We start from the raw sequence: 26,304 nt of genomic DNA, 5'->3' as shown, positions 1-26,304 counted from the left end.
TCGAGGGACTGTGAGTCTCTCCATGTGGCATTCACGGACCTTCGGCTCCCGGCGGACCGCCCGGTTCCGCCGGGAGCCGAGAACTGGGGCCCCAGAGCCGTCAAGACCGCCCGCGAGGGGTGCTTCGCCCTGCCCGGCTCCTGGGCGGGCGATCACGGGACGGCCTTGACGGACCTCTTCCTCAGCTCTTCGTGGCGAGGCCGCGCAGGAAGAACGTCAGGTTCGCCGGACGCTCGGCCAGACGGCGCATGAAGTAGCCGTACCACTCGTCGCCGTAGGGAACGTACACGCGCATGGTGTCCCCCTCGCCGGCGATCCGCCGCTGCTCCTCGGGCCGGATGCCGTACAGCATCTGGAACTCGTGGTCGCCCGGCCCGCGCCCGTTGTCCGCCGCGAGCTTCGCCGCGATGGCGATCATGCGCGGGTCGTGCGAGGCGATCATCGGATAGCCCTTGCCCGCCATGAGGATCCGCAGGCAGCGCACATAGGACTTGTCCACTTCGGACTTGTCCTGGAACGCCACGGCCTCCGGCTCCGCGTAGGCGCCCTTGCACAGCCGCACCCGCGAACCCGGGCCCGACAGCTCGCGGCAGTCCTGCTCGGTGCGGTGCAGGTAGGCCTGCAGCACCGCGCCCACCCACGGGTACTCGGCACGCAGCTCCTTGAGGATGCCGAGCGTCGAGTCCGTGGTGGTGTGGTCCTCCATGTCCAGGGTGACCGTGGCGCCCACCGCGTCGGCCGCCGCGCAGATCTTGCGGGCGTTCTCCAGCGCGACGTCCTCGCCGTTCGACGGCAGGAACTGGCCGACCGCCGACAGCTTCACCGAGACGTCCGCGCCGTCGGCGAGGCCGTCCGCGCCCAGCGCGTTCAGCAGCGTTTCGTAGGCACGGACGGTGGCCGAGGCCTGCGCGGCGTCGGTGGTGTCCTCGCCGAGGTGGTCGAGGGTGATCTTCCGGCCGTCGGCGGCCAGTTCCCTGGCCACCCGCACCGCGTCGGCGGTTTCGGCACCGGCGACGAAGCGGCGCACCACGGATCGCGTGGCGGGCACCGCTTCGACCAGCGAACGCATCCGCCGCGATCGGGCGGCGGCGAGGAGAGAGGCTCGCAACATGGGGATCTCCCGGGAGACGAGGGACTGGGGAACTCAGCCCTGGTGGGGGTACGGGACGCTGGTCGGCGGGACGAAGGTCTCCTTGACCGAGCGAGTGCTCGTCCAGCGGAGCAGGTTGAAGATCGAGCCCGCCTTGTCGTTGGTGCCCGAGGCGCGGCCACCACCGAACGGCTGCTGACCGACGACGGCGCCGGTCGGCTTGTCGTTGACGTAGAAGTTGCCCGCGGCGAACCGCAGCGCCTCGGACGCCTTCGCCACCGCGGTGCGGTCGTTCGCGATGATCGCGCCGGTCAGCGCGTAGACCGCGGTCTCGTCGACCAGCTTGAGGACGTCGTCGAACTGGTTGTCCTCGTACACGTGGATCGACAGGATCGGCCCGAAGTACTCGGTGCGGAAGATGTCGTGCTTCGGGTTGTCCGAGACCAGGATCGTCGGCTGGACGAAGAAGCCGGTGCTGTCGTCCGCGGTGCCGCCGGTGAGGATCTCCACCTCGGCGTCGCCCTTGACCCGCTCGAACACCGCGGCGTGCTTGTCGAACGCGCGGCGGTCGATCACCGCGCCACCGAAGTGGCTCAGGTCGGTGACGTCGCCGTAGCTCAGCGCCTCGGTCTCGGCGACCAGGCCGTCCTTGAGCTGCGTCCAGACGCTGCGCGGGATGTAGGCGCGCGACGCGGCGGAGCACTTCTGGCCCTGGTACTCGAAGGCGCCGCGGACCAGCGCGGTGCGCAGCACGTCGATGTCGGCCGACGGGTGCGCGACGATGAAGTCCTTGCCGCCGGTCTCGCCGACCAGGCGCGGGTAGCTCCGGTAACCGGCGATGTTCGCGCCGACGGTGCCCCACAGGTGCTGGAACGTCGGGGTGGAGCCGGTGAAGTGGATGCCCGCCAGGTCGCGGTGGGTCAGCGCCACCTCGGAAACGACCTTGCCGTGACCGGGCAGCAGGTTGATCACGCCCGGCGGCATGCCCGCCTCTTCCAGCAGCCGCATGGTCAGCTGCGCGGCGAAGCTCTGCGTCGGCGACGGCTTCCAGACGACCGTGTTGCCCATCAGCGCGGGCGCGGTCGGCAGGTTGCCGGCGATGGCGGTGAAGTTGAACGGCGTGATCGCGTAGACGAAGCCCTCCAGCGGGCGGTGCTCCATCCGGTTCCACACGCCGGGCGAGCTGTTCGGCTGCTCGGCCAGCACGCGGCGGCCGTAGTCGACGTTGAAGCGCCAGAAGTCGGCGAGCTCGCAGGCGGAGTCGATCTCGGCCTGGGTCGCGGTCTTGGACTGGCCCAGCATGGTGGCGGCGTTGAGGGTGGCGCGCCACGGGCCGGTCAGCAGGTCGGCGGCGCGCAGCAGGATGGCCGCGCGGTCGTCGTAGGACAGCGCGCGCCAGGCCGGGGCGGCCTCGGTGGCCGCGGCGACGGCGTCGGCGGCGTCCTGCTGGGTGGCGCCGTGGATCACGCCCAGCACCGACCGGTGGTTGTGCGGCTGGACGACGTCGATCTTCTCGCCGCCGCCGGCGCGCTGCTTGCCACCGATGGTGGCGGTGATGTCGACAGGATCAGCCTCGCCCAGCCGCTTGAGCGCACCCTCGAGTTCGGCGCGCTCAGCGCTGCCCGGTGCGTACGTCAGCACCGGCTCGTTCTTCGGGGCGGGGGTCTGGGTCACGGCGTCCACGGCGGCTCCTCCACAACGACGGGTGAGGGTCTCTCTGCCCCGAACGGTAACCCCACGGACGGCCCAACGGTTTGTCCGAACGGATAGAATCGGGGTGATGACCTTGTCCGATGGAATGAAAGCCGGACGCGGAGCGTCTCCGTTGAGGGTGGCGGCGGGGGCATGGATGGAGAAAGATGGCGAATGACCACGGGAACCTCGCTACGCCACGTGCTGGCCACGCTCGGTGAGCCACTCGTCCGGGTACTGGTCGCGCCTCGTGGCCTGGGGGTACCCGTCGAGGACGTCGTCATCCTCGACCCCGAGGACCCGCCCGAGGCCCACCCCGGCGACCTCGCACTGGTGATCGGCGCGAGGGGCCGGGCGGCCGGGGCGGCGATCCGCGCGGCCGGGCGCGGCGGGGCGGCCGCGGTCGCGATCAAGGGCGAACCCGGTGCGGCGGAAGGGATCGCGGCCGACGCGGGCGTCGCGCTGCTGGCCGTCGGGAACGAGGCGCGCTGGGAGCAGGTCGAGGCGCTGGCACGCGGCGTCGTCGACACGGCGCGCGCGGGCGGTGAGGCGGAAAGCGGCGAGGTGCTGGGCGATCTGTTCTCCCTCGCGCAGACGATCGCGACGTTGACCGGCGGGCTGGTGAGCATCGAGGACACCGCGAGCCGGGTGCTCGCCTATTCGCGGTCTTCGGACGAGGTCGACGAATTGCGGCGGTTGTCGATCCTCGGGCGCGAGGGCCCCGAACGCTATCTCGCGATGCTCCGCGAATGGGGCGTCTACCAGCGGTTACGTGCCGGTGAGGGCATCGTCCGGATCGACGAGCGGCCCGAGCTCGGGATCCGGCGGCGGATCGCGGCGGGCGTGCACGCCGGCTCGCAGCCGCTCGGCACGATCTGGGTCCAGGAGGGCGCGGCGCCGCTGACCGAGCAGGCCGAGGTGGCGTTGCTCGGCGCGAGCCGGACGCTGGCGCCCCGGCTGATCCGCGCGCGGACGTTGCCGACGCCGGAGCTGCGGCTGCGGGAGGACCTGCTCGCCAGCCTGCTCGACGGACGGCTCGACGCGGACTCCGTCGCCGACGACATCGGCGCCGATCCCGCCCGGCCCGCGGTCGTGGTGGCGTTCGCGCTCACCGGCGAGCGGACGCAGGCCGACCGGCAGCTGCACCGCGCGGAACTGGTGCACCTGATCGCCGTGCACACCGCGGCGTACCGGCGCAGCGCGCTGGTGAGCGTCATCGGCAGCCGCGTGTACGCGCTGCTGCCGGATCTCCCCGACGTCACCGAGCACGCCGAAGGCCGGATTGTCGCGCTGGCCAAGGAAATCGTGGCCGCGGCGCGGCGTCATCTCGACGTCGGCGTGCGGGCCGCGCTGGGTGGCGTGGTACCCCGGCTGTCCGACGCGGCGGCGTCCCGTGGCGACGCCGACCGGGTATTGGCGACGATGGCGCGGGGGCACTGGGATTCCGACGTCGCCTCGCTGGCCGACGTCCGCGCCGAGGTTCTGCTCTCGGAGATCCTGGCGTTCCTCGCCGAGCAGCCACGCATCCGCGATCCGCGCCTGGCCGAGCTCCTCGCGCACGACGCCGACCACGGCGGCATCCTCGTCCCCGCAGTCCTCGCCTACCTCGACGCCTTCGGCGACGTTCGCGCCGCCGCCCGCGCACTGAACATCCACCCCAACACGGTCCGCTACCGCGTCCGCCGAGCCGCCGAAGTCTCCGGCCTCTCCTTCACCGACCCCACCGAACGCCTCCTCACCCACCTCCTGTTACGCCTGTAGATCACGCGAGTTCTCCGTCCGATCACGCGAGTTCTCCGTCCGATCACGCGAGATACGCCTCCAATCACGCGAGTTCCGTGTCTGATCACGCGAGTTCCTGGCTTTTCGACACCGGCGGAAAGGGCGAAATCGGTCGCCCACGGATGCCGCGCGCTGCTAACTTTCCGCCGTGGATCTCTTCTCACGCTCGTGGACCGCGTTGCGCACAGCGGTCGCCGACCTTTCCGACAAGGACTTCGAGCAGCCGTCGGGCTGCACCGGCTGGCTCGTGCGGGACCTGGCGTGTCACCTGATCATCGACGCGCAGGACGTCCTGATCACCCTCGTCACCCCCGCCGAAGCCGCGCCGACCGACGACGCGGTCACCTACTGGAAGGTCGCCGAAACGGCGCCGACCGGCGACGACCCGCTCGACGCGCTGATCGTCCGCCTCGCCGCCGCGTACGAGGACCCCGCACTGCTCAAGTTCCACCTCGACGACGTCGGCGCCGCCGCCGGGCGCGCCGCCGAACTCGCCGACCCCGGCGTCCGGGTCGGCACCCAGGACATGGTGCTCACGACGGGCGACTACCTTTCCGCGTACGTCCTGGAATGGACGCTGCACCACCTCGACCTCGTCGCCCATCTCCCGCACGTACCGGGGCCGCCCGCCGAAAGCCTCGCCCGCACGCGCGAAATGCTGGAGAAGATCGCGGGCGGGGCGTTCCCCGCGTCTTTCTCCGACACGGACGCGTTGCTGATCGGCACCGGACGTCGATCCGCGACCGACGCGGAGAAGGCCGAACTGGGCGAGCTGGCAACAAAAATCCCGCTCGCCCTCGGCTGAAACGTCCACTGTGGACATCCAACGGGGTGAGGCAGGGCGTCCTGCCTCACCCCGTCACGGCGTCACGCCAGCACCAGGCTCATGCGACGGCGTTCGACGTCGAGCTGGTTGATTCGCACCGAAATCTCGGCGCCGGGCACGGGGACGTCGGCACCGAACGTGTGCGGCAGCAGACCTTCGATCCCGTCGGCCACTTCGACGAAGGCGCCGAACGGCACCACCTTGGTCACCACGCCGTCGAGCGCTCCTCCGCCGGCGTGCGCCGACACGAACTCGCGCCACCTCGGCAATGGGACGTTTTCCTGACCGGGCATACGATTCACCTCCCTTCCCGGCACGTTCCGCGGAAACGCGCACAAGGAGGCGGCGGGCCACGCGCCCGCCCGGAGGTCACCGCGTGGCCGGGTGACCCGTCTGCTCACGGCTCTCGGCCGACCCGGCAGTCATGGCGCGACAATAGCAACCCGGGGCAGGGCCGGGCCAGTCTTTTGCGGCGAACTCGCGTACCCGGACAGACGACTCACGTACCCAGCTGGACGACTCACGTACCCAGAGAGTCGGCTCGCGTGATTGGACGGAGAACTCGCGTGATCAGGCGGAGAACTCGTGTGCTGGGGCGAGGGCGCGGTAGGTGGCGAGGCGGTCGGCGGGGTCGTGGGTGGCGGTGGTGAAGAGGAATTCGTCGGCGCCGGTGCGGGCGGCCAGCGCCGACAGGCGGGAGAGGACTTCGGGGGCGGTGCCGTGGATCTGGGCGTCCAGTGCCGCCTCGAGGCGGTCGCGTTCGCGGGCGGTCATCGGGAGCGCGAGGATCTCGTCCGGTGGGGACAGCGGCGGGAAAACGCCGTGGCTGCGCGAATAAACCGTCGACCATGCCTCGGGGACGAGCAACCGCCGGGCCGCCGGAGCTGTGTCGGCCACCGCCACCGCGGTCGAGACCACGACGTACGGCGCGGGCGCGAAAACCGAGGGGCGGAACCCGTCCCGGTACCGCGTGATCGCCTCGATCATCGCGGCCTCGCCCCGGATCTGGCCGATCACCAGTGGCAGACCCAGTTCCGCGGCGAGGTCCGCCCCGGCGCCCGTCGCCAGCACGAACGGCGGCACGCGCAGCCCCTCGGCCGGGATCGCGTGCACCCCGGGATACGCCGTCTGCGCGCCGCCGAAGAACCCCAGCAGCTCCCGTACCCGGTCGCCGAAATCCGCCGCGTCCTCCTTGCCGTGCCCGAGTGCGCGGCGGACGCCGTCGGTGAACCCGACCGAACGCCCGAGCCCCATGTCGATCCGGCCGGGGAACAACGACTCCAGCACCCCGAACTGTTCGGCGACGACGAGCGGACGGTGGTTCGGCAGCATCACGCCGCCGGTGCCGACGCGGATCCGCGAGGTCGCGGACGCCACCGCGGCGGCGAGCACGGTCGGCGCCGAGCCGGCGACCCCGGGCACGCTGTGGTGCTCGGACACCCAGAACCGGTGGTATCCCAGCGTTTCGGCCTCCCGCGCGAAGGCGACCGTCTCCCGCAGCGCCGTCGCACCGCTGGTGTCGCGGCGGATCGGCGAACGGTCCAACACGGAAAGCCGGGCAGGCGATGCGCTCACACCGGGTTCAACGCCATCGGCGCGCCCGGATTCCCGTCAGGGCCGCCACCGTTCGCTGTAGTCGGGGTGATCGGCGTAGGGCAGGGCGAGGAGACGCAGCGTGGTACACCAGTTGGAGCCCGCCTCGTCACCGGGCACGTGGCAGGTTTCACACCAGTATTCGCTGCCGTACAGCGGAAAGCCGGGGACCTTCTCGGAGACCGTCGTGCGGTGGGCGAGCAGGATGCGGCGCGTGGCCTCGACCTCGTTGATCATCTGGTTGACGACGTCGAGCTCCATATCGGACAACGCGCGGATCCGTTGCTCGACAACGACTCTCGTCTCGCCCCTGCTGAGCGGCTCGCCCGCCTGGGCCTTGTTGACCGCCTGCATGATCAGCGCCTGACGCTGCCCGACACGTGCCGCGAGAAACGCGATCAAGTCGTCCACGTAAGGCCCTCCCTCCTGCTCGCTCCCCAGCCCCGGTCCGGGGAAGGTCGCCGGTCAGGGCCAGGACGTTACGCCCCCTTTTCGCTCGTCACAGCCGTCCGAGACACAGTGCGATCACACCGTCACTACGATCGGGCCCTGCTGGGCTGGACCCGCTTCGGTTCGCCCGGCATCTTCGGGTAGTCCGGCGGATACGGCATGTCACCGAGGCCGTGATCCCGCTCGTCACGGGCGTACCACTCCAGCAGCGTCTCGATGCCGAACGCCCGCTCGTCCATCGGCGCGTGCAGATCCCCGTGCCCGGCGAGGAAGTCCGGGATCGTCAGGACGTCGAAGTCGTCGGGATGCACCTCGCCCAGCAGGTCCCAGGTCAGCGGCGTCGACACGGTCGCGCGCCGGGTGCCCCGCACCGACCACGACGAGGCGACCGTGCGGTCACGGGCGGCCTGGTTGTAGTCGAGGAACACCCGCCCGCCGCGCTCCTCCTTCCACCACGCGACGGTCGCCCGCTCCGGGATCCGCCGCTCGACCTCCCGCCCGAGCGCGATCACCGCGTGCCGCACCGCGACGAAGTCCCACTCCGGCCGGATGCGCACCAGCACGTGCACCCCGCGCCCGCCCGAGGTCTTCGGGTAGCCGGTGAGCCCGGCTTCCGCCAGCACCTCGCGCACCACCCCGGCCACCGCGACGGCGTCGGCGAACCCGGCCTCGTCCGGCGGGTCGACGTCGACGCGGAGCTCGTCGGGATGATCGACGTCGTCACGGCGCACCGGCCACGGATGGAAGTCGAACGTGCCGAGGTTGGCCGCCCAGGCGAACACGGCGGGCTCGGTCGGACAGACCTCCTCGGCCTTCCGCCCGGACGGGAAGGTGATCTCGGCCTTGTCCACCCACGCGGGCGCGCCCTTCGGGACGCGCTTGGCGTAGAAGACGTCACCCTCGACGCCGTCGACGTACCGCTTCAGCGTCGTCGGCCGCTCGCCGATCGCCCGCAGCAGCGGGCCACCGACCGTGATGTAGTGCTCGACGACCTGGCGCTTCGTGATCCCGCGCTCGGGGAAGTAGACCTTGTCCGGGCTCGACACGCGGACGGTGCGCTCCCCCACCCGGTACTCGACCGGCTCACCGTTCTTGGGCATGCGCCCACCGTAGTGGGGTTTCAGCCGCGCCGGTCGCTTTCCAGAACGCCCATCCGGATCACGTCGTGCCAGGCGCCGTCCCAGCGCAGCGCTTCCCGCTGCACGCCTTCGGCGACGAACCCGCACTTCTCGTACACACGCCGCGCGCGGGGGTTGAAGTCGAACACCTCGAGCTGGACCCGATGCAGGCCGACCAGCCCGAAGGCGTAGTCGAGCACGAGGCGGACGGCCTCGGTCCCGTAGCCGCGGCCGAAGTCCCCCGGCCGGGAAAGCGCGATCCGGAACCCCGCGGAAGCGTTGCCCGCGTCGACGTCCGTCAGTGCGGCGTCGCCGACGTAGACGCGGTCTCCGGCGCGCAGGATCGCCCAGTCCGCGCGATCGGTCAGCCCGGGACGGCTCGCGTTCCACTTCCGGATCTGCTCGTGGGTGAACGTCGTGTGTGTCCCGGTGAGCCGCCGCGACTCGGGGTCCATGTCCTGCAGCGACGCCCACGAGTCGTCGAGGTGCGACTCGTCCAGCTGGGTCAGCACGACCTTCTCGCCGGTCAGGTCGGGTTGTACGCGCAGTGCCTCGACGTCGATCATGGGCCGAGCGAAGCACGCCGGGTGACGCACGTCATCCGAGTTTCGGCGCGCCCGCTACCGTGGACGCGTGTCCGGCCGTACCAAGCTGATCCTCGCGCTCGCCGTGCTCGCCCTGCTGCTGGCGGCCGCGGTGGCCCTGCCGATCCCCGGCCCGGCGCAGCTGCGCGCCTGGGCGGCCGCGACGGGGTCGGCGACGCCGCTGGTGCTCTTCCTCGCCTATTCCCTGCTCACCGTCGCGCCGGTGCCGCGGACGGTGTTCAACCTGGCCGCGGGGCTGCTCGTGGGCACCGCCGCCGGGATCGCCATCGGCCTGGCCGCCACCACGATCGCGTCGGCACTGTCGTTCGGGCTCGCCCGGCTGCTCGGCCGCGACCTGGTGACCCGGCACCTGCACCGGCACGTCGTGCGCACGGTCAACGAGCGGCTCTCCGACGGCGGTGTGCTGGCCGTCACCTCACTGCGGCTCATCCCGGTGGTGCCGTTCGCGCCGTTCAGCTACGTCTGCGGCGTGTCGGGCGTGCGGGTCGTGCCGTATCTCGTCGGCACGCTGCTGGGGAGCGTTCCCGGCACGGTGGCCGTCGTCGTGCTCGGGGACGCGCTGACCGGCGGGACCCCGCCCGCGCTCCTGGTCTGTTACGGCGTTTTCGCCGTCGCCGGCGCGGCCGGGCTGTACCGGGTGTTCCGAAAACGGCGCGGTGACACGGAGTCCGGGAAAACGGTCTCGACACCCGCTGGCTGACGGCGGCCGCGAAGTTCGGACCGCTACACTCGGACGGGTCCGCGCGGGGAATTCGCGCTGAGTAAGGCCACCATCACCGGGATTTTCGAGGAGCAGGCGCCATCGACACCGGGCAGTTGATCGCGGGGCACTACCGTCTCGCCGAGCACATTGGTAGCGGTGCCATGGGCGTGGTGTGGCGTGCCGTCGACGTGCGCCTGGAACGCTCCGTGGCGATCAAGCAGATCCTGCCGCAGCCCGGCACGTCCGAGGCGGAGCGGGACAACCTGCGCCAGCGCGCGATGCGCGAGGCGAAGAACGCCGCCCGCTTCCAGCACCCGAACGCGATCGTCGTCTTCGACATCGCCGAGGACGGCGGCGACCCGTGCCTGGTGATGGAGTTCCTCAACGGGCCGAGCCTGTCCGCGATCCTCGCCGAACGCGGCACGCTGCCGCTGGGCGAGGTCGCCCGCATCGGCGAGCAGGTGGCCTCGGCGCTGGTCGCCGCCCACCGGGCCGGGATCGTGCACCGCGACGTCAAGCCCGGCAACATCCTCATCGACGAGACCGGCACCGCGAAGATCACCGACTTCGGCATCTCGCGCGCGGCGGGTGACATGACGCTCACCGCGACCGGGCTCATCGGCGGCACCCCCGCCTACCTGGCGCCCGAGCTGGCCCGCGGCGCCGACCCGGTGCCCAGCTCCGACGTCTTCGCGCTGGGCGCGACGCTGTATCAGGCCATCGAGGGCAGCACGCCCTACGGGAACTCGACGAACCAGCTGGCGCTGCTCTACGCCGCCGCGAACGGCCAGATCAACCCGCCGCAGCAGGCGGGCGCCGCGACGGCGTTGCTGATGAGCCTGCTCAGAGCCGAGCCCGAGGAGCGGCCGTCCATGGCCGAGGCGCGGGACCGGCTCGCCGCGCTGGCCGCCAAGGACCCGGCCGCCCCGGGCACCCAGGTTTCGCCGCCGCTCTTCGGCGGTGGCGCCGGCACCGGTGGCCGCAAGCCCGCCGGTGCGGACCTCCCCGCCGCGCCCAGCACTCCCGGCCGCGGCACCGAACGTCCGCCGTGGCAGCGCACCGGCGCGCCGTCGTCGGCCCCGATCCCGGTGCAGGCCCCGCCTCCCGCCGGTCCGCCGCGTACGCCGACCGCCGCGTTCGTGCCGCAGCAGCCCCCGCGCCAGCCGCACACCCCGCCGCGCCCGATGCCCTCGGCCGCCGCGCCCCAGCGCCCCGCCGCACCCGCCCCTGCCACCGACACGAAGCGGAAGGCCGCGATCTTCGCCGGCGTCGGCGCCGCCGTCGTGGTGGTGGCCGTCGTGGTGTTCCTGATCCTGAACTCGGCCACCGACAACAAGGGCACCTCCTCCGGCACGCAGCAGCCGCCGAACTCGCCCGCGGCGTCGCAGAACAAGCCGTCCACGAAGCCGAGCACGGCCTCTCCCGCGCTCAACACGACGAAGACCGACGGCAAGGTCGGCGACTACGGCGGGGCCGGGCAGCTGGTGGTCAACTTCTTCGGCAACCCGGGCGGGAACTGGAGCCTGCTGACGCCCGCCGCGCAACGGGTCTACGGCAGTGAGTCGGGATACCAGCAGTACTGGAGCCAGCAGCAGCAGAACATCAAGGGGTACGTCAACGCCCACGCCGACAGCGGGACCAACGAGAGCGACGGTTCGCTGATCATGAACCTCACCCTCAACGGGACACGGCGCGCCTACCGGATCGTCATGCAGGGCGGGCAGATGGTGATCGACAGCGACACCCGCCTCGACCCCACGGCGGCCCCGGAGAGCGGCGCTAACCAGTGAGACGTGCGGCGCGAACGCTGTCCCGCGCCGCGCCGGTGGCTTACTGTGGTCCCATGGCCGAAATCGGACAACCCGGCCAGCATCCTCGCTTCCACGAGGATCTGGTCGGTCTCGATCCGAACGATCCGGAGGCTCGCGCGTTCGCCGAGCACCTGGACCGGATGGAGCGCTGCGGGCCGAACTTCACCATCGAGGCGTGCCTCGACGGCGTGTCCGACTTCGCCGACTCCAGCAACCGCCTCGGCGGCCTCCGCTACTGGGTCTCGGCGCTGATCGCCGTGCTCATCATCGTCGGGGTGATCGTGGCCGCGTGGGACATCGTGACGCGCGCCGTGGCGTGGCTCGCACAGTAGCCGCCGAGGACGGCGTCCCGCCGATCCCGCGGAGTAACGTGGAACCGGTGAAAGGTATGAAACCCGTTGTCGGAGCCACCCCGCGCGTCGTGAAGTCCGAGCAGGAGTGGCGGCAGCAGCTTTCCGCGGAGGAGTACGCCGTGCTCCGCCAGGCCGGGACGGAACGCCCGTTCACCGGCGAGTACACCGACGCCAAGACCACCGGTGTCTACGAGTGCCGCGCCTGCGGGGCCGAACTGTTCCGCAGCGACACGAAGTTCGAGAGCCACTGCGGCTGGCCGTCCTTCTACGATCCGGCCGATTCCGACGCCGTCCTGCTGCGGGAGGACCGCAGCATGGGCATGAAGCGCATCGAGGTGCTCTGCGGCTCCTGCCACAGCCACCTCGGGCACGTCTTCGAGGGCGAGGGGTACCCCACCCCGACCGACCAGCGCTACTGCATCAACTCGATCTCGCTGAAGCTCGTTCCCGAGTCGTAACCACCCGGCGGCCAACCCCGCGCCCTCCCTCGCACGTGCTCACCGACACGGCTTCCGGCCGTGGCATCTCCGGACGAGGGAGGGCGAGCTCATGACCGACACCTGGGGGATTCCCGGCCCCGCCTTTCTCGCGCTCTACCTGGGCTTGGCGCTGATCCCGCTCGCCGTGAACCAGCTGCGGCTGTTTCGCCTGCGCACCGGTCCGCGCACGACGGCCCCGCTCACGAACGGCTACCAGGTCGCCGCGCTGGCGGGTGGCACCGAGCGGGTCGCGGACACCGTGCTCGCGGCGATGCTCGAACGCGAGCAGGTCCGCATCGACAGCGTGGGCAGGCTGTACATCACCCCCGCGCGTCCCGCCGACGCGCTCGGCCTCGCCGCGGCCACCGCGATCGGTTCGCGAGCGCCGACACAACCGAGTTCCCTGCGCGAGGTGCTCGCGGCCGACCCGGCCATGGCGGCGTTGCTCGGCGAACTGAGCGGTGCCGGGCTGTTCGTCGACGAGGCCAAACGGCACCGTGCCTGGCTGGAAACGGCCGCGGCCTACGTCCCGCTCCTCGTGTTCGGCCTCGTGCGGCTTGCCGCCGGAGGCACGCGGGGCAAGCCGATGGTCGTCCTCGCGATCCTGATCGTCGCCGTGACCGGCCTCGCCGTCGCCGCGGTGCTCGCGTCCACCCCCAAGCCCGCGCGGGTCACCTCGGCGGGAGACCGGGCGCTGGACGCCACCCGCGCGGACAGGAGCCTGCTGCACGGCGCCGCGGCCGACGTCGCCCTGTACGGGCTGTCCGCCTACCCCGACAGGGAGATCCGCAAGGTCCTGGTATCGGCCCGTGGTTCCGGCGATCACGGCCCGGGCTGGGCCGTCCGGGTCGGTCGTTCATCCCGCGGGATCGGCTCTTCCTACGGCGGGGCTTCGTCGTGCGGTGTCTGCTCGTGTGGGGGCGGGGGTTCGTCCTGCGGTGGGGGTGGCGGAGGCTGCGGCGGCTGAGGATGTGGCGGGAACGGGATGGCCGGTCCGGCCATCCCAGTACGCGACGCGGGACACCCGCCGGAGTCGGCCGAAATGCCCTCCCGGCCTGAGGTGTCCCGGTTACGGTAAGCGCAGTCGTTGGAGGGGGAGGCGGACGATGAAGGACCTGTGGGGCATTTCCGGCCCGGAGTACCTGGCGTTGCACGCGGGTTTGCTCGGTGTCGTACTGCTCGCCCGCGTGCTCGCGCCGGCGCTGTCCCGGCTGGGGCGGCCGAACACGGTCGCACAGCCGGAGGCGACGCTTTCGGTGTACCAGCTCGCCTGCCTCGCGGGCGGGCCGGACCGGGTCGTCGACGCGGCGATCGCGGCGCTGGTCGAACGGGGCGAGCTGCGTGTCAGCAGCACGAAAAAGATCACGTCGACGACCGGGAAGGTCCCGGCGGACCCGATCGAACGCGTGGTCGCCGAGGCCGCCCGCAGCGCCAAGTCGACCACGACGATCCGGGCCAGGGCCCGGATCACCGCACCGATCCGGACGATGACGGCCGACCTCGAACAGCGTGGCCTGCTTCAGCCCGTGTCGCGGATCAAGACACTCCGCCTGGCGATCCAGCTGTTCGCCATCGCCGTCCTGGTGCTCGCTATCGTCCGGTTCGTGGCGGGCATCGGGGCGGGGCACTCGGTCGGTTACCTGGCCTTCCTAATCATCGTCACGATCTTCATCGTCGTGGTGACCGCCGGTGACCGGCGCAAATCCGGGACGCGGCTGCCGACCGCCGCCGGGAACACCGTCCTCGGCCGGGCCAATGCCGAACACCGCCACGGCGCCCCGGCCTCCGGCGCGGTGCCCGCCGGGGTGGTCCTCGCCGGGGCGGCGGCAGCGGTGGCGCTCGGCGGGCTGGCGATGTACCCCGACGAAGAACTGCGGGCCGCGCTGATGCCCCCGGTCACCTCGGGTTTCGGCGGGGGCGGCTCGTCCGGCGGGTCCTCGTGCAGCAGTGGTTCCTCCTGCAGCAGCGGGTCGTCGTGCGGCGGGGGCGGTGGCTGCGGCGGCGGGGGCTGTGGTGGCTGACCGGCTCGGGGTGGGCATCGGCTGGCGCGAGGAGCTGGACCTCTCGATCGCCCGGATGCCAGGCGTCGACTGGGTCGAGGTGGTCGCCGAGAACCTGCACGCCCCGCATCTGCCCGAATCGCTGATCGCCTTGCGGGACAAGGGACTCCCGGTGCTCCCGCACGCGGTGTCCCTGTCGCTCGGCGGCGCCGAGCCGGTCGACACGAGCCGTGTCGAGCATCTGGCCGAGATCGCCCGCGCGCTCGGCGCGCCACTGGTGAGCGACCACGTGTGCTTCGTCCGGGCGGGCGGCCTCGACTCCGGGCACCTGATGCCGCTGCCGCGGACGCGGGACGCGCTGGACGTGCTCGTCGCGAACGTCCGCCTCGCCCAGTCCATTGTGGAGGTTCCGCTGGCGCTGGAGAACATCGCCGCGCTGCTGGAATGGCCGGACGCGGAACTGTCCGAGGAACAGTTCCTCACCGAGCTCACCGAGCGCACCGGGTGCGGCCTGATCATCGACGTCGCGAACCTCTACGCCAACGCGCGCAACATCGGCACCGATCCGGTGGCGTTCCTCGACGGCATCCCGTGGGAGCGGCTGGCCTACGTGCACATGGCGGGCGGCGTCGAACGCGACGGCGTCTACCACGACACGCACGCGCATCCCGTGCTGCCGGAGGTGCTCGACCTGCTCGCCGAGCTGTGCCGCCGCACCGACCCGCCCGGCGTCCTGCTGGAACGCGACGACGACTACCCCACCGACAGCGAACTCGCCGCCGAACTGGCCGCGCTGCGCGGGGTGCTGACGTCGTGAACACCGATCCCCGCGAGCGACTGGCCGCGCGGCAGGCGGAGCTGCTGCGGGCGCTGCTCGCGGGTGGCGACGCGCCGGAGGGTTTCGACCCGAAGCGGCTGCGCGTCGAGTCGGATGTCTTGCTGCGCAAGCGAAGCAGGCTCATCGCGTTCCTGCGCCCGGACCTCGCCGAAGCCCTCGGGTCCCGGTTCTTCGGGCTGTTCCTCGCCTATTCCACCGAGAATCCCAAATCCGCCGACACCAGGACCCGCGCGTACGCCGACGAGTTCGGCGAATGGCTCATCGCCCGTGGTGAACTGCCCAAGCCGAAGCGCCGCTGGCTACCACGTCGGGGTACCACTGCCCGGTAGCGGCGCGGCGTCCGTCCACTGTGGAGGGGCGCCGGGCAGCACCCCCGCCATCTTGACCCTGGTGAGCCTGCCGAAGTCGCTGTCGACATCTTCGAGCAAGTCGTCGAAGGACACCTCGGCGCCCTTGGTTTCCTTACGTCCCAGGGAATCCAGCCAGCGGCCGGTACCAGCCAGGGAAAGCCGGACGTGCCAGGTGCCGCCGTCGGTGACCGTGCGCCGCAGGGCCGTCATGATCCCGGCCGCGGTGAGCCAGCCCGTCGCGTGGTCGAGCGCCTGCACCGGCAGCGGCCGCGGCTCGCCGGTCCCCGCGACCTGAGCGCCCTCGTGGGCGATCCCCGAGGCCATCTGGACGAGGCTGTCGAAACCGCGACGCCGCGCCCACGGCCCTTCCCAGCCGTAGGCGGACAGATCGGCCACGACGAGGCCGGGCCGTAGCTCCGCCATGTCCTCGGGCGCGAAACCCTTGCGTGCCAGCGATTCCGGCCGGAAGGACTGGAGGACGACGTCGGCGCGGCTGATCAGCTTCCGCAGTTTCGCGCGGCCGCCCTCGGTGTCGAGCGCGACGAACGCCGAGCGCTTGCCCATCCCGGTGTCCATCGTCAGCGGCTCGATCCTCGGCAGGTGCGCGGCGCCGATGTGCAGCACGTTCGCGCCGTGCGCGGCCAGCACGCGGCCCGCGACCGGACCGGCGATGACGTGGGTCAGCTCCAGCACCCGGACCCCGCCCAGCGGCCGGTCCGAGTCGAACAGCCTGCGCGGCGGTGCTTCGCCGAGCGGCGTCAGGTCGACCACGGGCAGCGCCGCGACGGCCTGGCCCTGCGGATGTGCCAGCCAGTCCTCGCGCGAGCGCAGCAGTGCGGCGGCCCCGCCCGCGGTGACCACGGCGGACTCGACCTCGTACGCGGTCTTCGCGGCGACGGTTTTCGCCACGGCTTCGCGGGTCGCGGGCACACCGAGGCCCCAGCACACCGCGGATTCGTGCCGCCGGTTGTTGGCGTGCAGCTTGACCCAGCCGTCGGCGGCCCGGTAGTCCCCGGCGATCGGGCCCCAGATGTTCCCCGGCGATCCGCCGTCGAGCCGCAGCAGCCTCTCGCTGTGGAAGGCGGCGGCCGCGTGCCGGGTGTCGATACCGGCGACGCCGGGCTCGATTCCGCGCAGCCGCAGCATTTCCGCGGCGGAAAGGGTCGCGGCGGCGATGCTCGACGTCGCTGCCGCCTCGACCCGGAACGGGCCGGGCAGCACGTCCTCGCCGCCGGTCAGCTCGGCGGCGCCGGGCGCGAGGGTGTCCCCGGTGAGCGTGTGCCAGAGCCCGGCCAGCGCGTCCCGCACGGCGGTTACGGGAGTGCCGCGACGAGCTCGGCGGGCGGCACGCGAGTCCCGGTGTAGAACGGGATCTCCTCGCGCACGTGCAGCCGGGCCTCGGTGCCGCGCAGGTGCCGCATCAGGTCGACGATGCGGTGCAGCTCGTCGGCCTCGAACGCCAGGATCCACTCGTAGTCGCCGAGCGCGAACGAGGCGACGGTGTTGGCGCGCACGTCCGGGTAGTCGCGGGCTTCCTTGCCGTGGTCGGCGAGCATCTTGCGGCGCTCGTCGTCGGGCAGCAGGTACCACTCGTAGGACCGCACGAACGGGTACACGCAGATGTACTTGCGGGCCTCCTCGCCGGCGAGGAACGCCGGGATGTGGCTCTTGTTGAACTCGGCGGGGCGGTGCAGCGCGGTCTGGCTCCACACCGGCGTCGACGCCCGGCCGAGCGGGGTGCGGCGGAAGCCGGCGTAGGCGGCCTGGACCTGCTCGATCTCCTCGGCGTGCCACCAGATCATGTAGTCGGCGTCGGCACGCAGCGCGGACAGGTCGTACACCCCGCGCACCACGACGCCCTTGCCCGCCAGCGCGTCCAGGTACTCGGTGGTCTCCCGCGCCGCGGCACCGCGATCCTCGCCGAGCCGCCCGGGCTCGACCCGGAAGACCGACCAGGTCGTGTAGCGGATGGTGTCGTTCAGCTCGTTGTAGTTCAGCCGCGCCATGCTTCCATCTTGGCACCTGTCGCCCCTGGCCGTCCGCCCAGGTACACGTGATCTCCGTCCACGCACGCGAGATCTCCGTCCGCGCACGCGAGATCGCCGTCTAGGTACGCGAGATCGCCGAAAGGTGCTCCGCGACGCGCTTCGCCGCGGCGTCCGCGGTGGCCACGCACGCAGGGAGGCCGACGCCGTGCAGCGTCGCCCCGGCGACCGCGAGCCCCGGCACGTCCGCCACCGCCCGTTCGATGCGCTCGACCCGGTCCAGATGCCCGGCCCCGTACTGCGGAAGCCCGCCGCCCCAGCGCGTCACGAGTGTGTCGATCGGCGAAGCCGTGACGCCGGAAAGGCGCGCGAGATCCTCACGCACGACACGCACCAGCTCGTCGTCGTCCGCGTGCAGCGCGCCCGGCTCGCCGAACCGGCCGACCGAACCCCGCACGAGCACCGGACCACCCTCAGGAGCGAGGTGGGCCCATTTCCGGCTGGAGAACGTGAACGCCTTGACCGCGTACGGAACGCCCGAAGTGTCCCGCTCCCCCGCGCCGATCAGCACCCCCGACGCCTCGGGCAGCACGGTCCCGGGCGGCAACGCCAGCGCCACCACGGCCATCGACGCCAGCTCGACCTCGCCGAACGCCGTCGCCGCGGCCGGGACGACGTCCGCCAGCAACCGCCGCGCGGACGGCGCGGGGACCGCGAGCACCACCGCGTCGACGTCGACCGGGGTGTCCGAAGGCGCGTGCGCGGCGGCCGCGGCCCCGAGTTCGAGCCGCCATCCCGTCACGGTCCGGCTCAGCGCGCGGACCGGGGCGCCGGTCCGGACCTCGGCGCCGGACAGCTCGGCGAGCCGGTCGAGCAGCGTGCCCAGACCGCCGACGAGGGTGCCGAACACCGGAGCCGTCCCGGGCGTCCTGGGCAGCAGCGTCGCGGCGGCCGCGGTCAGCGAACCCGCGCCGGAGGCGACCGCCGAGGCCAGCCCCGGCATGGTCGCGCGCAGGCCCAGCCCGTCGGCTCCCCCGGCGTAGACGCCGCCCAGCAACGGATCCACGAGCCGGTCCACGAGTTCGTCGCCGAACCGCTCGCGCAGCAACGGCCCCAGCGGCACATCGGCCCCTGGCAAGGACACCGGCGGCAACGTCGTTTCGGCCTCGACGGCGCGCCGTCCCTCGGGCGAAAGCACGTCCGCGACGGCGTCCGCGGAGGCCGGGACGCCCATGACCGTGCCGGGCGGCAGGCCGAGAACCGCTCCCCCGGCGTGGATCTTCGCCCGCGCCTTCGTCGGATGCGTGATCAGCTCGCCGAGCCCGATCTCGCGCGCCAAAGCGGTCATCTCGGGACGCCGCGCCAGGAACGCCTCGGCACCGACGTCGTAACGCTGTCCGGCCACTTCGGCCGTGCGCAGCTTCCCGCCGGGCACCAGAGAAGTCTCGAACACCGTGATTGTGGCGGCCTCGCCGAGCAGGGTCCGCAGCCGGTACGCGGCGGTCAGCCCGGAGATGCCCCCGCCGACGACGGCAACCCGCTTCACGGCCGCAGCTCGTGCACCAGCCCGACGACGCGGGTCAGCACGTCCGGGTCGACGCCGGGCAGCACGCCGTGCCCGAGGTTGAAGATGTGCCCCGCGGCCGCGCGGCCCTCCTCGACGATCCGGCGGACTTCGGCCTCCAGCACCGGCCACGGCGCGTAGAGCAGCGCCGGGTCGAGGTTGCCCTGCACGACCGGCGCGGCCGAGCCGGTCGCGGACAACCGCCGGGCGGCCTCGTCCAAGGGGACCCGCCAGTCGACGCCGACGACGTCCGCGCCCGCGTCGCGCATCGCCACCAGCAGCTCTCCGGTGCCGACGCCGAAGTGGATGCGCGGCACGCCGTACTCGGCGATCCCGGCCAGGACCCTGGCCGAATGCGGCAGGACGAACTCGCGGTAGTCCCGCTCCGACAGCGCGCCCGCCCACGAGTCGAACAGCTGGATGGCGTCGACCCCGGCGTCGAGCTGCGCGCGCAGGAAGGTGAGCGCGAAGTCGGCGAGACGCCCGGCGAGCTCGTGCCACAGCGCGGGGTCGGCGTGCATGAGCGCCTTGGTGTGCTCGTGGTTGCGGCTCGGCCCGCCCTCGATGAGATAGCTGGCCAGCGTGAACGGCGCGCCGGCGAAGCCGATCAGCGGCGTCTCGCCGAGCCGCTCCACCAGCAGCCGCACGCCGTCGGCCACCTTCGCGACCTGCCCGGTCTCGAGAACCGGCAGCGCCCGCACCGCGGCGAGGTCGCGGACCGGTTCCGCCACGACCGGGCCGGTGCCGGGCACGATGTCGATGTCCACCCCGGCCGCCTTGAGCGGCACGACGATGTCGCTGAACAGGATCGCGCCGTCGACGCCGTGGCGGCGCACCGGCTGCAGCGTGATCTCGGCGAGCATCTCGGGGTCGAAGCAGGCGTCGAGCATCGGCACGCCTTCGCGCAGCGCGCGGTACTCGGGCAGCGACCGTCCGGCCTGGCGCATGAACCAGACCGGGGTGTGCGCCGGGCGCTCGCCCCTGGCGGCGGCCAGCAGCGGCGCCCCGGGCAGGGCACGCCGGGCGGCCGTGGACAGGGACGGCTGGGAAGACAGCGAGGAAGACATCGTCTTCATCGTGCCACGCCCCGGCTCGGGCCCGTTCTTCGGCGCGCCTGCCCCCGCAACCGGGCGTGTCCGCCCTAGAGTCGAAGCGTGACCGCGATGACGCCAGTGCCCGAACTCTTCCGCGAAGCCGTCGCGGCGCTGCAGTCCGTCCGGCCGCGCCCCGAGGTGACGCTGGAGACGATGCGTGCTCCCCAGCGCCTCGCCCCGTGGTCGTACGCGCTGAGCTGCGAGGTCTCCGGTCCCGCCGACGTGCTCGCCTCCGGGCGGCTCGTCCTGCTGCACGATCCGGACGGGCAGGAGGGCTGGGACGGCGTCCTGCGGATGGTGATGTACGTCCGCGCCGAGCTGGACCGCGAACTGGCCACCGACCCGTTCCTGCCCGCCGTCGGCTGGTCGTGGCTGACCGACGCGCTGGAGGCGTCCGGCGCGAGCTGGCGGGCGCTGGGCGGCACGGTCACCGAGACCTCCTCCGCGCGCTTCGGCGACATCTCCGGCCCTGCCAGGACCGACGACCTCGAACTCCGGGCGTCCTGGACGCCGGTCGACGCCGCGCTCCGCCCGCACGGGAACGCCTTCTGCCAGGTGATGGCGAGCGTCGTCGGGCTGCCGCCGGTCGGCGTCACGCTGTTCGGGCAGCGGCAGAGTTCCTGATCGCCTCCCGGAAGCCCCGCCCCAGGCCCTGAGCGCGCCGCTGCGCGCCTTGGTGGTCCAGACAAGTGTGGGGACACCCCCGCGCGCGCCCCGGCGCGGCTGAGGACTTTTCACGTCCACTCGCGGGTAGCCGGCTAGCACGTCCGGACGACCACGTTCGTGATACCTGGACCATCACGCAGTGCGACAAGATCAACACGGGCTCAACGGCCGACCCGACGGAAGTCGGATGCCGTTCACGAGGGGCGGGACGTTCCGGAACGCCCGGTATCGTCGCTCTCCGCTACCGCCGGGCGGCGATCGGAAAGTTGATCATGCCCCGGCGGGGGCCCGATTTCATCCCTCCGACGCCCCGCGGCGGCCCACCGCCGCGACCAGCACCGGCAGGTGCACGACCCATCTGCACAGCCACTTTGAAGCCGGTAACAAGAGTGCATCGTGTTCGCTGGGCGATCCGTTAGCCACCGGCTGTGTACTAGCCCGATCGTGTTACAACGAACCCCCTGAGTGACGAGTCGTTTCAGATAGATACCCATTCGATCCCCCCGCGGAAGCCTCCGGGCGGCTACAGTGCCTTTCGACGACACCACTTTCGGTCTAAAGCTGGCGCGGCTGAACGGCCGAAGGTCCCGGTGCCGGTCGGGGGGCACGACCGACTCCAGGGAGGTAGTGACGTGGCTACCGTCGGCTTATCTCAGGCCGTTCGATCCACGCCAGCCGGTGCCTTGCCGGCGAGCATGGTTCCGCACCCGCGGGAAGAGCTCTTTTCCGTATTGGTGGTCGACGACCACCCGCTGTTGAGGGAGGCAATCGCAGCACGACTCGCACAGATGGGTGCGGGCACCGTTCACGAGGCCGCGACGGTGGCCGAGGCGAGGGCGCGAGCCACGGCCACCGGGCCGTGTGACCTGGCGATCCTCGATCTCGGACTGCCGGACGGCAGCGGCATCGAGCTGGTTACGGAACTCCGTAGCCATGGCTGGCCTCGTGTCGTGGTGCTCGCGTCCTCCGACGATCCCTACGCCGTCAGATCGGCCTTCCAGGCCGGTGCGCAGGCGTACCTGCTGAAGTCCGCGTCGCCGGTGGTCGTCACCGACGGCGTGCGCAGGGTCCTCGAGGGCGGCGTCTACGCCGACCCGAGCGTGGCTCCGGTGCTGGCCACCGGAACCCGGGTCGCGGGCACCGACAACACCCCGCGCGAGCTGTCCGCTCGCGAGGTCGAGGTGTTGCAGCTCGTGGCGGACGGGCAGTCGAACAAGGAGATCGGCGAGGAACTGTCCCTCTCCGCGCTCACCGTCAAGTCGCATCTGTCCCGGATCGGGCGCAAGCTCGGCACCGGCGACCGGGCGCAGATGGTGGCGCTGGCGATGCGGGCAGGCGTGATCCGATAGCGAAAGGCGAACACCCCTGCGGGGCGGGCGGACCAGGCGCGGTGTGCCCGTCCCGTAGGGTCCTTACCCATGGGAAATGAACAGGCCGACAGGACCGGACTCGACGTGACGACCGAACCTGCCGGGCCTGTACTTCTTCGCGAGCCCGCCGAGGGCACTCCCCCGGTGATCGCGGACGCCACCGCGCTCGCCGAGGCGTGCGCGCGGCTCGCCGCGGGCAGCGGCACGATCGCCGTCGACACCGAACGCGCGTCCGGTTACCGGTACTGGCCCAAGGCGTACCTCGTCCAGATCCGCCGCGAGGGCGCCGGCACGATGCTCGTCGACCCGATCGCCGTGGCCGACGACCTGGCCCCGCTGCGGGCCGTCCTCAACGACGCCGAGTGGGTGCTGCACGCCGCGTCGCAGGATCTCCCCTGCCTCGCCGAGCTGGACCTGCGGCCCGCGGCGCTGTTCGACACCGAGCTGGCCGGGCGGCTGGCCGGGTACGAGCGGGTCGCGCTCGGCACGCTGGTCGAGCTGCTGCTCGGGTACCAGCTGGAGAAGGGGCACAGCGCCGCCGACTGGTCGAAGCGGCCGCTGCCGGTCGACTGGCTCAACTACGCCGCGCTCGACGTCGAGCTGCTGATCCCGTTGCGCGAGAAGCTCGAAGCCGAGCTGGACGCGCAGGGCAAGCTGGAATGGGCCCGCCAGGAGTTCGAGACGGTCCGCACCGCCCCGCCGCCGGCACCGCGGGCCGAGCCGTGGCGCCGGACGTCGGGCGTGCACAAGATCCGCAGCCCGCGCGGCCTCGCCGCGGTGCGCGAACTGTGGCAGGCCCGGGACGAACTGGCCCGCAAACGCGACCGCGCGCCGAGCCGCATCCTGCCGGACAGCGCGATCATCAACGCCGTCACCGCCGACCCGAAGACCGTCGAGGAACTGCAGGCGCTGCCCGTGTTCGGCGGCCGCGTGCAGCGCCGCTACAGCGCGAACTGGCTGCGGCACCTCCAGGCCGCGCGGGCGCTGCCGGCGAGTTCGCTGCCCGCCCCGGCCCAGCCCACCGACGGTCCGCCGCCGGTGAACCGCTGGGCCGACAAGGACCCCGACGCGGCCGCGCGCCTCGCCGCCGCCCGCGCTTCGCTGGCCTCGATCGCCGAACACCACCGGCTGCCGGTGGAGAACCTGCTGCTGCCGGACCTCGTCCGCCGCACCTGCTGGCGCCCGCCCGCCGATCTCTCCTCCGATGCCATCGCAGCGGCGCTCGCCGCCGGCGGTGCCCGGCCGTGGCAGATCGAGCTGACGCTGCCCGCCCTCACCAAAGCCCTCCACACCACCGCCTCCTGACCCCCGCCGTGCCCCCGGTGCCCCCGGCCGGTTGACATACCGGATCCGCATGTCACACAGGCATGTCTCAAACTCGCCGTCGGGACGTTGTCGGCTCCGGTGTCCGAGGGACGCCCCAGGTGCACTGGACGCACCGAGGGACGCCCTCGTCGCACCCACCTGGCCACCACTCGCCCGCATGCACTGAAAGCGTCCTTCATCGCGTCCAGCGCACTGAAAGCGTCCTTCAGCGCGTCCCCGTGCGCGAGAACGCGAGGATCAGGAGCGGGTCAGCAGGGCGCGGGCGGCGGCGCGCAGGGCGGCGTCCGGCGCCGGGAGACCGGCGACGCGCAGCACGCCGTCGGCGCCTTCGACCGCGTGTGCTTCGACGTCCAGAACCGGGTCGTCCCGGCGGACGATCGCGATGCTCTCCACCAGGCCGAAAACGAGGTTCGACCGGACGGCGACGTCGCTGCCGCTGCCGGACGGCGCACCGGACTCGGCGACGAGGTCCCGGTACACGGCCTTGAGCTGCTCACGTTCGGCACGGAACGGCGCGAGGTTCGGCGAGGCGATCTCGGGCAGCAGGTAGAGCGCGCCCAGGTTGTACCGCGCGCCGCCCAGCAGGCGGATGTCGGCGTAGGCCAGCGCCCACAGGCGCACCGCGGCGGGCGCGTCCCCGCCGGACAGGCCACCGGCGACCTCCAGCGACGGCCGCACCGTCGCGGCCAGCAGCGCAGCGAGAATGTCCTCTTTGGACGGAAAATGGTAGTACAGCGAGGCCTGGCGCAGTCCGGCCCGTTCGGCGATGGCGCGGGTGGTGGTCGCCGCGTACCCGGCGCCGGTGAACAACTCGCCCGCCGCCTCGAGGACCGCTTCCCTGGCGTTCTGGCTACTCGCCGCCGCCCCGCTCGCCCTCGGCCTGCCGACCCCGGTCACGTTCTTCCCCACCCGTCGATCTTGCCAGGCGCCGCCGTCCCCGCCAGGCTGTCCGAGGCATGTTACGGCGCCGCCCCGGAATCCGTAACGCGGCCCACTCACGTGTAACCCGGCACTAATGCCGGCGAGACCGGCCAGTAGTGCGATCGGCCTAATTTCGGTCGGTCGACCGAAAAATGTCCGAAAGAATTCGGGAGCCCCGATGTCCCCACCGACCGCCGAGGACGCCCGCACCGACGAACTCGCCGAATTCGGCTACCGGCAAGAACTTCGCCGGTCCCTCGGCGGGTTCTCCGCGTTCGCCGCCGGCTTTTCGTTCGTCTCGATCCTCACCACCGTCTTCCAGCTCTTCGGCCTCGGCTACTCCTTCGGCGGGCCGCTGTTCTTCTGGACGTGGCCGGTGGTGCTCGGCGGGCAATTGCTCGTCGCGCTCGTCTTCGCCGAACTCGCCGCGCGGTTCCCGCTGGCCGGCTCCGTGTACCAGTGGGCAAGACGTCTGACACGGGGGTTCGCGGGCTGGCTCGCGGGCTGGATGATGCTGCTCGGCTGCGTCGTCGCGCTGGCGGGCGCGGCCATCGCGCTCCAGATCGTGCTGCCGTCGGTGTGGAGCGGCTTCCAGTTCGTCGGCGGCGATTCCTCGGTCACCTCGCCGACCGGCGCGGCCAACGCCGTCCTGCTCGGCTCGCTGCTGATCCTGTTCACCACCGCGGTCAACGCGGCGGGGGTGCGGGTCATGGCCCGGATCAACGACATCGGCGTCGCGGCGGAACTGATCGGCGTCGTGGTCCTCGTCGCCGGGCTGGCGACCTTCGCCGTGCGCGGCCCGCAGGTCGTGCTCCACAGCGTCCCGGTGGACGAGACGTCGTCCGCGCCGGGAATCGCCGGGGTGCTCGCCTCGGCACTCGCGGCCGCCTACGTGCTCTACGGGTTCGACACCGCCGCGTCGGTGGCCGAGGAAACCCGCGACGCCCGGCGTAAAGCGCCTCGCGCGGTCCTGCGCGCGTTGCTCGTCGCCGGGGTGGGCGGGCTCGCGGTCGTGCTGACCGCGCTCATGGCGGCCCCGAGCCTCACCGACGGGCAGCTCGCCGGACGCGGCCTGCCGTACGTCATCACGGCCGTCTTCGGCGACACGCTCGGCAGGGTGTTCCTCGCCGACGTCGCCATCGCGGTGGTGGTCTGCACCCTCACCATCCAGACCGGCACGGTCCGGCTGATCTACGCGATGGCTCGCGACGGCGCACTGCCCGGCGCCGCCCGGCTCGCCGGCGTCAACCCCCGCACCGGGACGCCGATCGCCCCGGCGATCCTCTCCGGCGCGCTCGCGATCGGCCTGCTGCTGCTCAACGTCGGCAACCCGACGGTGTTCAGCACGATCACCGGCACCTCGGTGGTCGTGGTCTACCTCGCCTATCTGCTCGTCACCGCGCCGCTGCTCATCGCCCGGCTGCGCGGCCGCTTCGCGGGCGAGCCCGGCCGGTTTTCCTTGGGCCGCTGGGCGATCCCGGTCAACGTCGCCGCCGTCGCGTACGGCGTCGCGATGATCGTGAACATCGCCTGGCCCCGCCCGCGCGTGTACGACACCGACGGCACGGGCTCGCTCGGGATGCTGCTGTTCCCGATCGAATTCACCGGCGCGGCACTGGTGCTCGGCCTGCTCTGCTGGGCCCGGCTGCGCCGCCGCGCCGCGCCCGTCGCCGAACCCGCCCTGTAAC

26 protein-coding genes are annotated in these 26,304 nt (G+C 72.0%); 14 read left to right on the top strand and 12 right to left on the bottom strand.

Annotation, left to right across the window (positions count from 1 at the left end):
- Positions 1-181: 181 nt before the first annotated feature.
- Both ACFW0G_RS34370 and pruA read right to left on the bottom strand, forming a co-directional pair.
- On the bottom strand, positions 182-1,111 hold the full coding sequence (locus ACFW0G_RS34370) for a proline dehydrogenase family protein (protein ID WP_378329640.1): 930 nt from the start codon (positions 1,109-1,111) through the stop codon (positions 182-184).
- A 33-nt stretch (positions 1,112-1,144) separates the two neighbouring features.
- Entirely contained in the window at positions 1,145-2,773 is a 1,629-nt protein-coding gene (gene pruA, locus ACFW0G_RS34365; protein ID WP_378329639.1) for an L-glutamate gamma-semialdehyde dehydrogenase, read from the bottom strand.
- A 183-nt stretch (positions 2,774-2,956) separates the two neighbouring features.
- Between pruA and ACFW0G_RS34360 the strand changes: the two genes are divergently transcribed.
- Positions 2,957-4,543 carry a PucR family transcriptional regulator gene (locus ACFW0G_RS34360; RefSeq protein ID WP_378329638.1) on the top strand — a complete coding sequence of 529 codons (1,587 nt, stop codon included), beginning with the start codon at positions 2,957-2,959 and terminating at the stop codon, positions 4,541-4,543.
- 169 nt (positions 4,544-4,712) lie between these two features.
- On the top strand, positions 4,713-5,369 hold the full coding sequence (locus ACFW0G_RS34355; RefSeq protein ID WP_378329637.1) for a maleylpyruvate isomerase N-terminal domain-containing protein: 657 nt from the start codon (positions 4,713-4,715) through the stop codon (positions 5,367-5,369).
- 62 nt (positions 5,370-5,431) lie between these two features.
- Here ACFW0G_RS34355 and ACFW0G_RS34350 read toward each other — a convergent pair whose 3' ends face one another.
- From ACFW0G_RS34350 to ACFW0G_RS34330, 5 genes are all read right to left on the bottom strand, one after another.
- Entirely contained in the window at positions 5,432-5,683 is a 252-nt protein-coding gene (locus ACFW0G_RS34350) for a S1 RNA-binding domain-containing protein (RefSeq protein ID WP_378329636.1), read from the bottom strand.
- 277 nt (positions 5,684-5,960) lie between these two features.
- Complete coding sequence (locus ACFW0G_RS34345) at positions 5,961-6,965, bottom strand: LLM class flavin-dependent oxidoreductase (protein WP_378329635.1); 1,005 nt, start codon at positions 6,963-6,965, stop codon at positions 5,961-5,963.
- Positions 6,966-7,001: 36 nt separating this feature from the next.
- Positions 7,002-7,394 (bottom strand): DUF6221 family protein, encoded by a 393-nt coding sequence (locus tag ACFW0G_RS34340; protein WP_378329634.1) that lies wholly within the window; start codon positions 7,392-7,394, stop codon positions 7,002-7,004.
- 125 nt (positions 7,395-7,519) lie between these two features.
- Positions 7,520-8,533 (bottom strand): DNA polymerase domain-containing protein, encoded by a 1,014-nt coding sequence (locus tag ACFW0G_RS34335; protein ID WP_378329633.1) that lies wholly within the window; start codon positions 8,531-8,533, stop codon positions 7,520-7,522.
- A gap of 20 nt (positions 8,534-8,553) precedes the next feature.
- On the bottom strand, positions 8,554-9,117 hold the full coding sequence (locus tag ACFW0G_RS34330; RefSeq protein ID WP_378329632.1) for a GNAT family N-acetyltransferase: 564 nt from the start codon (positions 9,115-9,117) through the stop codon (positions 8,554-8,556).
- Between the two features lie 67 nt (positions 9,118-9,184).
- On the opposite strand from ACFW0G_RS34330, the gene ACFW0G_RS34325 reads away from it, so the two are divergent.
- The 8 genes from ACFW0G_RS34325 to ACFW0G_RS34290 all read left to right on the top strand — a co-directional run bounded on the left by ACFW0G_RS34325 (position 9,185) and on the right by ACFW0G_RS34290 (position 15,669).
- Positions 9,185-9,856 carry a TVP38/TMEM64 family protein gene (locus ACFW0G_RS34325; protein WP_378329631.1) on the top strand — a complete coding sequence of 224 codons (672 nt, stop codon included), beginning with the start codon at positions 9,185-9,187 and terminating at the stop codon, positions 9,854-9,856.
- Positions 9,857-10,020: 164 nt separating this feature from the next.
- The gene (locus tag ACFW0G_RS34320; RefSeq protein WP_378329630.1) at positions 10,021-11,649 is read left to right on the top strand and encodes a serine/threonine-protein kinase; all 1,629 of its coding nucleotides are present in this window, start codon (positions 10,021-10,023) and stop codon (positions 11,647-11,649) included.
- Between the two features lie 53 nt (positions 11,650-11,702).
- Positions 11,703-12,002 (top strand): hypothetical protein, encoded by a 300-nt coding sequence (locus ACFW0G_RS34315; RefSeq protein ID WP_378329629.1) that lies wholly within the window; start codon positions 11,703-11,705, stop codon positions 12,000-12,002.
- A gap of 56 nt (positions 12,003-12,058) precedes the next feature.
- Entirely contained in the window at positions 12,059-12,481 is a 423-nt protein-coding gene (msrB, locus tag ACFW0G_RS34310) for a peptide-methionine (R)-S-oxide reductase MsrB (RefSeq protein WP_378329628.1), read from the top strand.
- A 91-nt stretch (positions 12,482-12,572) separates the two neighbouring features.
- Positions 12,573-13,469 (top strand): TIGR04222 domain-containing membrane protein, encoded by an 897-nt coding sequence (locus tag ACFW0G_RS34305; RefSeq protein ID WP_378329627.1) that lies wholly within the window; start codon positions 12,573-12,575, stop codon positions 13,467-13,469.
- Positions 13,470-13,608: 139 nt separating this feature from the next.
- Positions 13,609-14,523: a TIGR04222 domain-containing membrane protein gene (locus ACFW0G_RS34300; RefSeq protein ID WP_378329626.1), complete on the top strand. Its 915-nt coding sequence runs from the start codon at positions 13,609-13,611 to the stop codon at positions 14,521-14,523.
- Entirely contained in the window at positions 14,516-15,319 is an 804-nt protein-coding gene (locus tag ACFW0G_RS34295) for a DUF692 domain-containing protein (RefSeq protein ID WP_378329625.1), read from the top strand. The genes ACFW0G_RS34300 and ACFW0G_RS34295 overlap by 8 nt, the downstream gene beginning before the upstream one ends.
- Positions 15,316-15,669: a hypothetical protein gene (locus ACFW0G_RS34290; protein WP_378329624.1), complete on the top strand. Its 354-nt coding sequence runs from the start codon at positions 15,316-15,318 to the stop codon at positions 15,667-15,669. Before ACFW0G_RS34295 ends, ACFW0G_RS34290 begins: the two co-directional genes overlap by 4 nt.
- Here the strand turns inward: ACFW0G_RS34290 and ACFW0G_RS34285 are convergent.
- From ACFW0G_RS34285 to hemE, 4 genes are all read right to left on the bottom strand, one after another.
- Positions 15,640-16,998: a CoA transferase gene (locus ACFW0G_RS34285; protein ID WP_378329623.1), complete on the bottom strand. Its 1,359-nt coding sequence runs from the start codon at positions 16,996-16,998 to the stop codon at positions 15,640-15,642. The two genes, ACFW0G_RS34290 and ACFW0G_RS34285, sit on opposite strands and share 30 nt — an antisense overlap.
- A 5-nt stretch (positions 16,999-17,003) precedes the next feature.
- Entirely contained in the window at positions 17,004-17,696 is a 693-nt protein-coding gene (gene hemQ, locus ACFW0G_RS34280) for a hydrogen peroxide-dependent heme synthase (protein WP_378329622.1), read from the bottom strand.
- A gap of 100 nt (positions 17,697-17,796) precedes the next feature.
- Positions 17,797-19,221 carry a protoporphyrinogen oxidase gene (gene hemG, locus ACFW0G_RS34275; protein ID WP_378329621.1) on the bottom strand — a complete coding sequence of 475 codons (1,425 nt, stop codon included), beginning with the start codon at positions 19,219-19,221 and terminating at the stop codon, positions 17,797-17,799.
- A complete protein-coding gene (gene hemE / locus ACFW0G_RS34270) occupies positions 19,218-20,306 on the bottom strand; it encodes a uroporphyrinogen decarboxylase (RefSeq protein ID WP_378329620.1) in 1,089 nt (362 codons plus the stop codon). Before hemE ends, hemG begins: the two co-directional genes overlap by 4 nt.
- Positions 20,307-20,393: 87 nt before the next feature.
- On the opposite strand from hemE, the gene ACFW0G_RS34265 reads away from it, so the two are divergent.
- The 3 genes from ACFW0G_RS34265 to ACFW0G_RS34255 all read left to right on the top strand — a co-directional run bounded on the left by ACFW0G_RS34265 (position 20,394) and on the right by ACFW0G_RS34255 (position 23,674).
- Entirely contained in the window at positions 20,394-20,957 is a 564-nt protein-coding gene (locus tag ACFW0G_RS34265) for a DUF3000 domain-containing protein (protein ID WP_378329619.1), read from the top strand.
- A 674-nt stretch (positions 20,958-21,631) separates the two neighbouring features.
- Complete coding sequence (locus tag ACFW0G_RS34260) at positions 21,632-22,348, top strand: response regulator transcription factor (protein ID WP_345387391.1); 717 nt, start codon at positions 21,632-21,634, stop codon at positions 22,346-22,348.
- A gap of 69 nt (positions 22,349-22,417) precedes the next feature.
- Positions 22,418-23,674, top strand: coding sequence for an HRDC domain-containing protein (locus ACFW0G_RS34255; RefSeq protein ID WP_378329618.1), 1,257 nt, complete (start codon positions 22,418-22,420; stop codon positions 23,672-23,674).
- 258 nt (positions 23,675-23,932) lie between these two features.
- On the opposite strand, the gene ACFW0G_RS34250 is transcribed toward ACFW0G_RS34255, so the two are convergent.
- A complete protein-coding gene (locus tag ACFW0G_RS34250; protein ID WP_378329617.1) occupies positions 23,933-24,604 on the bottom strand; it encodes a TetR/AcrR family transcriptional regulator in 672 nt (223 codons plus the stop codon).
- A 190-nt stretch (positions 24,605-24,794) separates the two neighbouring features.
- Here ACFW0G_RS34250 and ACFW0G_RS34245 point away from each other — a divergent pair, with 190 nt between their 5' ends.
- On the top strand, positions 24,795-26,303 hold the full coding sequence (locus tag ACFW0G_RS34245) for an amino acid permease (protein ID WP_378329616.1): 1,509 nt from the start codon (positions 24,795-24,797) through the stop codon (positions 26,301-26,303).
- Position 26,304: the final 1 nt, after the last annotated feature.

This window comes from Amycolatopsis sp. NPDC058986, from assembly GCF_042741125.1.
Taxonomy (GTDB): domain Bacteria; phylum Actinomycetota; class Actinomycetes; order Mycobacteriales; family Pseudonocardiaceae; genus Amycolatopsis.
Note: the sequence above shows the minus strand (reverse complement) of the source record. Positions and strands in the feature narration are given on the sequence as shown.